This window comes from Paenibacillus xylanivorans (assembly GCF_001280595.1).
GTDB classification, from domain to species: domain Bacteria; phylum Bacillota; class Bacilli; order Paenibacillales; family Paenibacillaceae; genus Paenibacillus; species Paenibacillus xylanivorans.
Genome location: NZ_LITU01000042.1, coordinates 85,499 through 97,582, shown reverse-complemented (window position 1 = coordinate 97,582; position 12,084 = coordinate 85,499). Strand labels below are relative to the sequence as shown.

The 12,084-nt window shown below is 48.3% G+C and carries 11 protein-coding genes and 1 pseudogene; 6 read left to right on the top strand and 6 right to left on the bottom strand.

All coding sequences use genetic code 11. From position 1 onward, the window contains the following. The first annotated feature begins 422 nt into the window (after positions 1 to 422). From AMS66_RS07000 to AMS66_RS06980, 4 genes are all read left to right on the top strand, one after another. Positions 423 to 1,253 carry a sensor histidine kinase gene (locus AMS66_RS07000; protein ID WP_053780107.1) on the top strand — a complete coding sequence of 277 codons (831 nt, stop codon included), beginning with the start codon at positions 423 to 425 and terminating at the stop codon, positions 1,251 to 1,253. Position 1,254: 1 nt separating this feature from the next. After that, positions 1,255 to 1,911 carry a response regulator gene (locus AMS66_RS06995; protein ID WP_053780106.1) on the top strand — a complete coding sequence of 219 codons (657 nt, stop codon included), beginning with the start codon at positions 1,255 to 1,257 and terminating at the stop codon, positions 1,909 to 1,911. A 180-nt stretch (positions 1,912 to 2,091) separates the two neighbouring features. Beyond that, a complete protein-coding gene (locus tag AMS66_RS06990) occupies positions 2,092 to 3,786 on the top strand; it encodes a copper resistance CopC/CopD family protein (protein WP_053780105.1) in 1,695 nt (564 codons plus the stop codon). A gap of 275 nt (positions 3,787 to 4,061) precedes the next feature. After that, entirely contained in the window at positions 4,062 to 4,832 is a 771-nt protein-coding gene (locus AMS66_RS06980; protein WP_330219296.1) for a YcnI family copper-binding membrane protein, read from the top strand. Between the two features lie 191 nt (positions 4,833 to 5,023). Here AMS66_RS06980 and AMS66_RS06975 read toward each other — a convergent pair whose 3' ends face one another. From AMS66_RS06975 to AMS66_RS06960, 4 genes are all read right to left on the bottom strand, one after another. Then, on the bottom strand, positions 5,024 to 5,296 hold the full coding sequence (locus AMS66_RS06975) for a hypothetical protein (protein WP_053780102.1): 273 nt from the start codon (positions 5,294 to 5,296) through the stop codon (positions 5,024 to 5,026). Positions 5,297 to 5,352: 56 nt separating this feature from the next. Further along, positions 5,353 to 6,603, bottom strand: coding sequence for a hypothetical protein (locus tag AMS66_RS06970; RefSeq protein WP_053780118.1), 1,251 nt, complete (start codon positions 6,601 to 6,603; stop codon positions 5,353 to 5,355). An 82-nt stretch (positions 6,604 to 6,685) separates the two neighbouring features. After that, a complete protein-coding gene (locus AMS66_RS06965; protein ID WP_053780101.1) occupies positions 6,686 to 6,967 on the bottom strand; it encodes a hypothetical protein in 282 nt (93 codons plus the stop codon). A gap of 331 nt (positions 6,968 to 7,298) precedes the next feature. Continuing rightward, positions 7,299 to 8,555, bottom strand: a complete 1,257-nt coding sequence (locus AMS66_RS06960; RefSeq protein ID WP_053780100.1) for a DUF445 domain-containing protein — start codon at positions 8,553 to 8,555, stop codon at positions 7,299 to 7,301. Between the two features lie 334 nt (positions 8,556 to 8,889). Here AMS66_RS06960 and AMS66_RS06955 point away from each other — a divergent pair, with 334 nt between their 5' ends. Then, the gene (locus AMS66_RS06955; RefSeq protein WP_053780099.1) at positions 8,890 to 9,717 is read left to right on the top strand and encodes an aldo/keto reductase; all 828 of its coding nucleotides are present in this window, start codon (positions 8,890 to 8,892) and stop codon (positions 9,715 to 9,717) included. Positions 9,718 to 9,804: 87 nt separating this feature from the next. Here AMS66_RS06955 and AMS66_RS06950 read toward each other — a convergent pair whose 3' ends face one another. Beyond that, on the bottom strand, positions 9,805 to 10,263 hold the full coding sequence (locus AMS66_RS06950) for a cupin domain-containing protein (RefSeq protein ID WP_053780098.1): 459 nt from the start codon (positions 10,261 to 10,263) through the stop codon (positions 9,805 to 9,807). Between the two features lie 270 nt (positions 10,264 to 10,533). Here AMS66_RS06950 and AMS66_RS06945 point away from each other — a divergent pair, with 270 nt between their 5' ends. Then, a complete protein-coding gene (locus AMS66_RS06945; protein ID WP_053780097.1) occupies positions 10,534 to 11,385 on the top strand; it encodes a helix-turn-helix transcriptional regulator in 852 nt (283 codons plus the stop codon). A 102-nt stretch (positions 11,386 to 11,487) separates the two neighbouring features. Here AMS66_RS06945 and AMS66_RS33540 read toward each other — a convergent pair. Further along, positions 11,488 to 12,084 (bottom strand): annotated as a pseudogene (locus tag AMS66_RS33540) (glycoside hydrolase family 28 protein); the annotation flags it as partial.

The window sequence follows — 12,084 nt, the reverse complement described above, 5'->3', positions numbered from 1 at the left end:
CATCTGCTGCAAAAACATGTTATCCTGACGACTGATTCCGTGCTGATTGTCTTGAAGAAGCATTTGATGAATGTTCTTCTTGAGCAACTCGCTGCGACGTTCCAATACCTCTTGATTCATGTTGTTGCGTTCACTCCTTAACATCTTTTGTAATGAATTTGTGTTCTATATAAGTATAGAGGACCTTCTCCAATAGGGAAAATGGATACAGCCCCGCTCATCTTTACTCATCAAGGCTCACCCTTCATGACATAATTTCACCCCATGTTGTTCTTAGATATCCTTCTAAATGCTCCCTTATCCACCCGAGGTTCCTCCAAAGAAAGACAGACTAGGGTCTGAAGCAAGCATGCGTTATAATGGTGCCAACCCTCGAAACGGATACATATAAATGGACCTTATATCAAAGGAGTTCTGCATTCATGTCATATAAACAGATTAAATGGATGATTCTGCTGGTCCCCACATTCACGGTTGGCCTCTGGGAATACATCCGCCACCAATTCCTGATGCCCTACCTATCCATGAATGCGGGTAACTGGCTTACCCCCCTTATCCTTTACCTCATAAGCGTCACCTTGCTAAGTCGCTTATTCAGCATGCTGGAAAGTGCCCGGGCTGCTCTGGAGCAGGAGCGTGCTTCCAAAGCGGCACTCGAAGCACGGGATCAACTGGCTCGCGAGCTTCACGATGGCATCTCGCAATCTCTTTTTCTCCTGTCGGTAAAAACAGACAAGGCCGAGCGCAGCTTGGCCGGCAGTGGCCATGAGAATGAAATCCAGGAAATACGCAAAACTGTTCACGAGGTTAACGCCTATGTGCGGCAGGCCATTGCCCAACTCCGTTACGTCCCTGGACAAGCGGCAGTACCGGAGGGAACTTCTCTGCTGTCACAGGTGGAATTGCTTGTAGAAGAGACAGTCCCTTCGGCGCGTCTGGAATGGGATTTGGACAGCACCTTCTTCTCCCCAAAGGAGCAGGTGGAGCTGCTCGCCTGTATTCGTGAAGCACTGCTCAATGTTCGCAAACATGCCCGGGCGACAGATATTCGGGTGATTGCAGAAGGAACTCCTTTTGTCTGGTCGATCTTCATCCAGGATAACGGTGTTGGTGTGAGCGGAGACCCATTACACCTGAAAGATCGGTACGGCCTGCGAATTACGAAGGAACGTGCAGCACAGATGGGCTGGTCTTTCGCCCTTGATTCAAGGCCGGGTTACACACGAATAACCATTGGAAAGGGGCTTGCTTAATATGGAACTTGTACGGGTATTGGTCGTTGATGATCACGCGCATGCGCGTGAAGCGATCTGCAGTATTTTATCCGAGGACAGCCTGTTTGAAGTAATCGGTACCGCTTCGAATGGAATGGAAGCGCTGGAACTTACCGGGCACTGGATGCCTGATCTTATCCTGATGGACGTGCAGATGCCGGATATGGATGGACTCGAAGCCACCCGTCAGATCAAACTGCGCTTTCCGTATGTCATTATCGTCATGGTCACGGTATCGGATGATGTCACGTACCTGTTCGAAGCGCTGAAGCAGGGGGCTCAAGGATATTTGCTCAAAAATCTGGCTCCCTCCACCTGGCTTGAATACCTTCGCGCCATCGTTAGCGATGATGCACCCCTAAGCAAGGAACTTGCCTATCGAATTCTCCAGGAGTTCCCTGCGCCTCGCACTGAAGATGTACCCGATAATCCGCTGACTACGCGGGAGCTTGAGATCCTGCAATGGGTATCTGCGGGATATACCAACCGTGAGATTGCCGACCAACTCGGCATTTCGGACCAAACGGTGAAGAATCACCTGAAGAATATTTTACAGAAACTGCATCTCGAAAATCGTGTACAACTAACCCGCTATGCATTGGAAAGCGGACTGGCGGGTCGTAAGCTTCGGAAATAGCGGAGCATTCATGTTTTTGTCACAATTCTATGGATCATTTCGTTTTTTTATAGCCCAATGTAGTCATACAGTGTTATTTTGGACAAAGTTATAATGGTATAGATTGTGCTCGGATAAAAAAGAATGACTTACAATTCTAGACCTAAGGGTGATGATTTTTTGATTTTGAGTAGGTTCACCATGAAATTGGGCAAACGGCACTGGGCACTGATGGGCGCCCTGATGTTATTATGTTGCCTTGTTATGCCACAATGGGCATCTGCCCATGCTTATATCGTGCAGGCCTCACCGGGTGAAAATGAACTGGTGGCGACTGCACCAGAACGCCTGACTCTGGAGTTCAACGAGTCTTTGCAAACGGCCTTTTTTGATATTAAAATCACCGGACCGGACGGAACACAGGCAGATGACGGCAATGTACATGTCGATGAGGCTCGTCCTCATATTCTGGAGACCGGTCTGCGGACTGGACTTGGGAATGGAACCTACGCGGTGAATTGGAAGGCCGTATCTGCCGATGGTCACCCCATTCAGGGAGCCTATGTGTTTCATATTGGCGAACCATCCGGCGCTCCTGCCGGTCTTGCCGATTTAACCTCAGGTTCAGGCCAGGTTGGTGGTCCGTTAAAATGGATTTTGTCGCTGACAGACTGGATTCAATATCTTGCGTTGTCTGTGATTCTGGGCACACTTGCTTTACTCCTGTTCCGGATTGCACCTGCTTCTATGGCGAGAGAACCTCTGGAGGTGCCGAGAAGCTACAGGGTGTTATGGATCAGTTATGGCGCCGCTTCTGTTGCCGCTCTGATCAGCCTGCCCCTGAACACATTGTATGAATCAGGCGTTTCCATCGGGGAGTTCAGCTGGGCACTGATGGGCAGTGCACTCAAACTGACGTCATTTGGTCAGATCTGGATGGTACAGATGCTCATTGTGATGCTGCTGGCGGTCACCATCCTTTCCGGATATGACCGGGATCGCTCGCTGCGTATCCGTATCTGGTCCTCATACGGATCACTCGTCCTCGTTCTTGGCTGGTTGTTCACCCATGCCATGACAGGACATCCAGCCGCGGCAGAACAACGCGCGCTCGCCATCGCAATGGACTTCGTTCATCTGATCGGAGCCGCTTTCTGGATTGGGGCATTAACCGCCATGGCTGTGTGTCTGCCTCCGCTCGCGGATAAGCTGCCTTCCGCTGTGCGAGGAGAGGTCTATTGGACGGCCATCCGACGCTTTACAGCCTGGGGCATTGGTGCTGTTGCTGCTCTCGTCGCTACGGGAATATATAGCAGCCTGATTATTTTGCCAGCACCTATACTTACGTCCCTGTTCACAACGGCGTATGGTCTCGTGCTCATCGCTAAAGTTGTTTTGCTTGTTGTGATGCTTGTATTGGCCTGGCGTCATGCCAGAATGGCACGTACAGGCAGCGGCAATCGACTCGCCGGCAGTCTGAAGGCCGAACTGATTGCTGGAGCCGTTGTTCTTGCGCTAGCTGCCGTGCTGACACACCTGTCTCCCGGACAACCGGCAGCTGTTGGACCTTATAAAGAAGTACAGACTATGGATGACGGGACCACGATTACGCTTCAGGTAAGTCCCAATCGTACCGGCGAGAACCAGTTCAAGGTCGACGTGAAGAAACCGGACGGCAGTACAGTCAACGATCTGGAACAGATCACGCTGTCACTGACCCACCTGGATATGGATATGGGCATTTACGAGATCACAATTCCAAAAAATGATACTGGCGTATACGAGGCAGAAGAATATATTTCCATGCCAGGACGCTGGAACATCAAGGTGCATCTGTTAACCCGATCCCTGGATTCGTTGGATGCCGAATTTGAGATCGACACCGCTAATCCGTAGTTATAACCGATTCATATTTGAGACGCGACTCCATCTAAAATCAGTGTCTCCACAAGCTGCAACAGTAGTGAAGGGGACGAAATCGATTCTGGAAAAGCAAAGCGTTCGCCTTTATTCCCGGATTTCCACTTATAAAATGGATCAAAAAAATCTGGGAATAACAGCGATTGAAAGAACGATTCGTAACCGGAACGGTGACTTTGCAGAAAGTCAGGCACTTATTTTAGAATATGGGCCGAAACATAAATGATAAGAATTGAGAGGGGTAAATTATTTTGAAAAAAACATCATGGACTTCCAAACTGACATCCAGCCTCGCTGCTGGAGCCGCTGCGCTGATGCTGTTCGCCGGATTCGCCAGTGCGCACGTTACCGTTAATCCAACCGTCGCACAAACAGGTGCATGGCAGACGTATAGCATCAAGATTCCATCAGAAAAAGAGCTGCCTACCACCAAAGTGACGCTGAAAGTACCGCAAGGCGTTGCATTCAAGCAATACCAACCACTGGCAGGCTGGAAAATCACTACCGAAAAAAATGATTCCAATGAAGTAACTTCAATCACTTGGGAAGTAGACGGAGATAACGAAGGAATTCTGGCTGGTCAATTCCAGCAGTTCAACTTCGTGGCACAGAATCCGGATGCCGAAACGGAAGTAGCCTGGGATGCGTTCCAGTATTATAGCGATGGCAGCATCGTGGAATGGACAGGCGGACCAAGTGACAGCAACCCGCACAGTATCACGGCAATCAGCCAAGATCCTGCGGCTACAGGTAATGCTGCTGCAGGCGGAGGTCATGATAGTGCAGGCACAGCCGGCAATGCGGGTCATGATGATGATACAGCAACGGGTGACGGTACGAAAGCAAACGACGATACGACACTGGGTGATGCGTTGGACGACACCGTTACTGGTGAGCCAAACAATACGAATTCAGACCCAGGCACATTGAAGCTGCAACAGGCAACATTGATCGTATCCATTCTGGCGTTGATCATGTCCTTCCTGGGTATTGCTCTGGCAACACGCCGCAAAAAACGTTAAGAGTTAACCTGCAGTCTAATATGTAAATAGAAAAAGAAAGGAGCCTTTGACATACGGGTCTATCCCGATGTGCGGAGGCTCCTTTTTGTTATCTGTATGCATGCACTAACTTCGATTCCGAACTCATACTTACGCCCACTGGCTAGAATTGCTTCATTTACGCACTTACGGAACCCTGACGACTCTTTCCCCTACCGTCCCTGATCCGTCTGGATCATTATTTCAATATATTGCAGCAAGCTTTTCTTCTGTTGTTCAATCGACTGTATCCGTCCAGACAGACCCGCGAAGAACGCTTCGATCTGTTGCCTTGTATAATCGGCCGATTGTCCTTTCCAATCGTCGAGACGGTTATATAGGCTTCTCGCCTCCTGCTCATCTGCCTGGAGACGGGCAAGCAGCTGGGTTAATTCCTTTTCAGCAATCCGAAGATCATTCAACTCAACCAGCAATTGTCCGCTCACTCGCGTTCCTCCCTCCCTTATGTAATTTCTACTCGGCCGACCCTTCGCGCAAAACTCTATTTAAAACTGACCTGACTCTCATCCGCTTGACGGAATGCTTCCGCCTTCTCTTCGATAAAGTTCAAGAACTGACTCGTATGCTTCATATGCCATGTGCTCAATTCGTTAATAGATGCATCCAGCTGGGTGACGATAGGTTCGAGCCTACGACTACGGCTGGAATGCAGGTATTGGGCCATCCGGCTTCGCACTCTATTCAATTCTGCATTGCACTGTTGTGCATTCTGCTTCCATCGGCCTGCAACACTTTTGAGTTCTTCGGGCGTTACCTGAATCAAGCCAGATACCCCTGCTGCTGCGCCCATGCTTCTTGCAAGGCTGCCTGCTTGCCCACCCAGGTTCCGCATGAATGCTGCCAGATCAGACAAGACATTGGACGGCTGACGTGGTGAATAACTGATTTGCTCGCCTGTAACCGGATCATATAAATCGTTGGAAATATAGCCATTCTCGAACTTGTACTGTTTCAGACCGTGATACTCTTCGCCACCAAAGGTGTTACTGATTTTATCCCACATGCCCATGTCATCATTCATATCCTTGTAGTTGGAATTGATGTAATACATGGAACCTACATGACGATCGTATCCACCAAAAAATCCGCTGGTTACAAAATCTCCGGGATGCCCATAGTTGATGATTTGACTATCAAAACCACCCTCTTCAGCTTTTCGTTTCGCCTCTGGTGTGAGACTGGAAATCACGGATGGCGCGCTGAACGTCACCGCGGAAAGTCCTGTGTAAGCAGCTGCATACTGGGCATTCCCTCCTCCAAGCGAATGTCCTGTCAGCGAAAAATCCAAGTTCTTGTATTTTTTCTGCATGTCTTTGGCGTAGTCTTCCGCTTCATACATTTGATTGGGGCCCAGTCCGATTGTCTTATCCAGCTTTTTATCCAGTTCCCCCACAGCATTCTCTACCGTAGTGATCCCGGTAACATCTCTTACCTTCTGTATCCCATTAGCCAACCAATCTGGCGTCAGGTTTGTACTTTGTTCGATTTTTCTGCCAAGCTCAGGCAAACCAATTTGAGCATCCGCATAATAATCAGGGGCGCTACGATCCAACGATGCACTTCCCTCTGTGCCCCGATAAGCGATAACCGCCTGCTTGGTCTCAGGATTATAGAACGTTACAGCATCAAAACCGGATTTTTTGTTTCCGTGCGTATCCTCAAGAACTTGCCATCCGGGAAGATTCTCAAACTCAATACCTGATTTCAGATTCTCGTAAGCTAATTCAGACATCTTGTTGTATGTTTCATCATCAATCTTTGGTGATTTACTCACAACCGTTGCACCTCCAAGAAAATCAATCCTGAATTATGATTTATTTGTTAAACGGGTCATATCCCTTAGCTATTATTGCTTCCTTTATTGCCGGACTCATGCCAAAGTTTCTGATCTTTTTATCCTCATAGTCATAAGAGATCGTAAATTCTTGCTCTTCATGTTCAACCACATGTCCTTCCATCGCAATAGAATCAAGCGCCATCTCAGGTAACAACTCTTTATTCGTGATGACTACATCCAGTTCATATTTATTTTTCAGATATGTTACTGCTTCTGCTTCCGCTTCTTTAAAATAGGTCTGTTTTTCACTTTCCTTCATGTTCTGACACCCTCCCAAAATGAAAGTGGATAGTATGGTCAACAAAAATACATATGCGAGTTGTCGCTTTAACCTCATATCAATCACCTTTTCTTTTTCATAAAATGTTTTCGAGTATCCACCCTTTTCTTCTGTTATCTGCATCATAGTACAAAATCAACATGATCACATCGGCTGTTGGCATCGTTTTTATGTATCTTTGTTCCTAAATGATTCCAATAGGGCATTCCGGTGTACATTACCCAATTCAACTGTTTTTGTATCAGTTAGCCATTATAAATTTCCAAAAAAAAAGAGCCTGCCCCATTAATTAAGGGCGGCTCTTTGTATGTTACTCCAATACCATCCGCAGTGCGGTCAGTGCAATCCCGATAACAAAGCCAGTAACGGCCCCGTTAATCCGAATCCATTGCAGATCCTGTCCTACCTTATCCTCAATCAACGAGATCAATGAGGCATTGTCCATTTTGTCGACATTTTCACGTACGAGGTTGCCGATTTTGGAATGGTTTTTCTCCAGCAGCGTCGTTACGCCTTCCACAATCTTGGCATTCAAACCCACTAACAATGCTTCATCGGAGCGCAAATCAGACAATACTCGCTCAATCGCAGGCAGTGCATACGTATCCACATACTGACCATCTTCCATCGCAGTGAGTGCCTTATCCCTCAATTCGACCAGTTTGTTCAGCACGGTTTCCTCTGCGTTCCATCCATCCAGCATATTGTTTTTCCAGCCGTTGACTCCATCCTGCATACTCTCACTCATCGCCAGCCGGACCACCTGCGTTCGCATTAGATCGAGCACTTTGTAACGAAGGGCACTACCTTCCCGCTTCATGTCCTCTACCCGGTCAAACAGATACCCTTGCAAAATGCTGCCCATACGCTCCTCGTTCAGATAACCCATGAACGCATTCATCGCAAATTGCATTAATCCGTTCATCTGGATTCCACTGATCGCCTTCAGACCGCTTTCGCCCAAAAACATAATGGTCTCTGGCTTCACCAGCCACTCCTCTGCCTGTTTCAGACCGTAGTCCAGCGCTTTGGCATCGTATCCACGCTCACTCATCTGGATCGAAGCCCGTTCCAGAATCGGACCTAGGTCAAAGGCTCCCGCCTGTGATTTGATCTCACCCGCAACCAATGGAGCGATCTGCTCCAACGGCAGGCCTGCAAGGATACGTTTGCAGAGTGTATCAATCATGGACTTGACTCCATCGTTGTGAAGTTCCCGTGTCATGGTATCCAGAACGATTTCTGCCGCCTTGAAACCCGTAATTTTCTCGGTGATACTATCCTTGTTCAGCAAATTATTTTCCACCGCGGAAACGAGGCCTTCCGTCAATTTGTCTCGGTTTTTGGGCAGCAATGCGGTATGCGGAATCGGAATGCCCAGCGGATGACGGAACAATGCTGTTACGGCGAACCAGTCCGCAAGTCCACCTACCAACCCCGCTTCAAATGATCCTACCAGCAGTTTGCCCACAACACCGCCCTGAAAAGGCAACGACGCGGCAAACCCCGCCCCCATAACGACGAGAGACCAGGCTGCTGCTTTTTTGGTTTGTTTAGGTTTAGCCATTGTATTCTTACTCCTTTATCGTTAATCACACGGGATCAATAACACCCAACTTCCCCGTGCTCCTCTGTTCTTCATGTGAATCCTTCTAGGAAAGCATCTGTTTCCATATTTCGTATACTTCATCTTATCACCCGTACGCTTCAAAACCAAACCTCTGGCTGGCGAAAAAGGATAAAAGAGGGGTTTTTCCTATCGAAATGGTCGTATTCTTTTCCATTACCAAAAAGGTTTTAGTATAATCAATACAGATGGCCTTCCATTTACGATTGGCTGGCGATCAGCAGGGTAATTACATAATAGAACAATGGATGAATCAGAGGAGGAATTTCGGACCATGAAACACGTGCAGGACACAACGACACTTTACAACGGAGTCAAAATGCCTTGGCTGGGTTTTGGCGTATTCAAAGTCAAAGACGGAGAAGAAGTAGTTGAAGCCGTCAAAACGGCTATTCAGGCAGGTTATCGCAGTATCGATACAGCCAAAGCGTATAACAACGAAACGGGTGTAGCTCAGGGTATTCGTGAATCAGGAATCGCCCGCGAGGATCTGTTTATTACCACCAAAGTGTGGAACGGGGACCAAGGGTACGAATCCACACTGGCCGCTTTTGAAGCAAGTATGGAAAGACTCGAACTGGAATATATGGATCTCTATCTGATTCACTGGCCTGTCAAAGGCAAGTACAAGGATACATGGAGAGCGCTGGAGAAGCTGCATAAGGAAGGACGCATCCGCGCCATTGGGGTGAGTAACTTCCAGATCCACCATCTGGAGGACCTGATGACCGAGGCCACCATTAAACCTGCTGTGAATCAGGTGGAACTGCATCCACTGTTGATCCAAACGGAGCTTCGGGAGTATTGCAGCAAACATCAGATCCAGATTGAAGCCTGGTCTCCACTGGGTCAGGGTCATCTGCTGGAGCATCCACTTCTTCAGGATATCGCTGCCAAGTACAGCAAGTCACCGGCACAGGTCATTCTGCGTTGGGATCTGCAAAATGGCATTGTGACCATACCTAAATCCGTTACACCACAACGCATTCGCGAGAATGCGGACTTGTATGATTTCGAGTTGACCACGGAAGAGGTTGAACGCATTAGTCAACTGAACGAGAACAAGCGATTTGGTTCCGATCCGGACAACTTTAACTTTTAATAACCAATTAGTTAGCAAACATCAAAAAATCCCGATTCGGATGCACACGCACCTAATCGGGATTTTGCTTGTTCATTCATGGTTATATTAGCCCTTGGAAACCAGTTTGAAATCATCAAAATGGAAACCTGGCGCTACAACGCACGTTACCAGCACAGGCTCATCACCCAATGGACGTGCTGTTTGCCATACTCCGGCAGGAACGAGTACCTGCGGCGATTGCCCAGCAGCAATATCCATACCCAGCACGAGCACTTCTTCATTTTCCGGGTTTTCCCCATTGCCGCCCAATTTCAATTCAACCGGGCTGCCGCTATGCCACAACCAGAGCTCATCAGACAAAACGGTATGCCATGCTGAGATTTCATGCGAATGCAGCAGGAAGTACGTCGAACTTGCCGAAAAGCGAGGGCCTGAGTATGTATCCGGCAGAACGGATTGCGGAATTTGATACGATGCCTTCCATTCTTCCTTATACCAACCGCCTTCAACGTGTGGCTGCATATTCAGTGCAGCGACCAATGGCGATAATTCATGTGTCGTCATATCGTGTTTCCTTCCTTCCAAATCGAATTGGAGACACTCCTATCCAGAGTTTAGCCTCACTACCCCTACTGTAAAACATGAATAGACTTTTGTCACCTTTACAGCATATATAAGCTTGCCGAAATCATTCCACTAACAGTCATGACCAGCGTTCTATTCATATCGACTGGACGGACTCTCATCAAATTGATAGCGTTTACAACAAACTGGATTTTCCGTTATGATATGGATATTAACCGTAGATCAGCTGGCGCAGAGGGGAGACGTGTTATGAGTGTTATAGAGGATCGGATTGGACCCAAATATCGAATTGGCGAGAGTTCATTCACCATTGAACACATGAGCAGACACGACGGAAACGCCATGCCACAGCCTCACGCCCATCCTTTTTACGAACTGTATTATCTACTTGAAGGAGAACGAGTATATTCCATGAATAATCAGCTTTTTACCGCCCGCAAAGGTGATTTGATCCTGATCAATCCGCATGACGAACATACAACGTCCAAAGGAAATATTCCCGGATTTGAACGAATTCTGATCGGATTCTCACCTTCTTTTGCCACCGGGATGGAGCTCGGAATATGTGGTCTGCTTCCCTTCGATTGTTCAAGACTGCTGCACTTTCCTGATGCGGAACAAGCCGAGATCGAACGAATGCTGTGGCAGATGCTGCAAGAATGCAAGGAACGCCGACCTCATTACGAAATCGTGGTGAGAAGCCTGCTCGCCCAGGTCTTGATCCTCATCCACCGGGTTGAAGATACTACTCGGCAGTCCTCTCCGGTTCCGCTTCATCCCATGCAGGATAAAATCAGTGAGATTGTCACTTACGTGAACAATCATTATACCGAGCCCCTTACATTGGAAGAGGCCGCAGCGCGATTTTACATCAGTCCATCCTATTTGAGCCGGATGTTCAGCCGTTTTACCGGGTTTCGCTTCAGCGAATATTTGCGCGTTACACGGGTTCGGGAAGCACAGAGACGTTTACTGTCCACTCAGGAGCGGGTGCAAATGATTGCGGAGAAGGTAGGATTTGAGCATACAGCCCATTTTAATAAAACGTTTAAACAGGTGACCGGGACCACCCCGCTTCGCTATCGTAAAGAACATCGATAGATCATCTAAGCGACTGGTGAATCCGGAATTCCGACATGCGACAACCTATCATGACACCGCGCGCCAGGAGAAGCCCGCGGTGATAGGCTAAGCCGAACCTTTTTACCTGCGGATCATGACACCACTTCTTACTTCAGGACCAACGGAGATTTGGCGCCCCTCTGTATCTGCATCACTTTCCCGGCATACGATTCCTGCCGATTCATGTCCCGTCACCATCAGAAGCCGACCATCTGCGCCCACACCCTCAATCGCTTCCAGCTCCGCACCCTTACACTGATGCAAATGAATCAACGGTCCTTCAGTAATTTGCGCGGTCATTTCGGCGATTCGCAGATGCTTCGCATGAGCGCACTGCACCCCGTTATGAGCCGTCACCGTATACCCCTGGATGACCAGACCGTCCAGAGGCATTTCCGGCAGTCCACTCAACAATAACGCTGTCTCTGCCCCTGCACAGACCACATCCGAGATTCGAATATCCCGGAACACCGGGGTCTCTTCGCTGACTTCCTGGGACAGATCGCTGCCACGAGCCGAACCTTCCTGATTGGCATAGAAAAAGGAAAACGAGATAGCTTCCATTATGATATCCTTCATATAGATGCGCTCCACCTGAATATCTTCAACAACCCCGCCGCGCCCACGCGCGCTTTTGAAGCGAAGCCCAATATCCGTTCCGATAAACGTACAATCCGA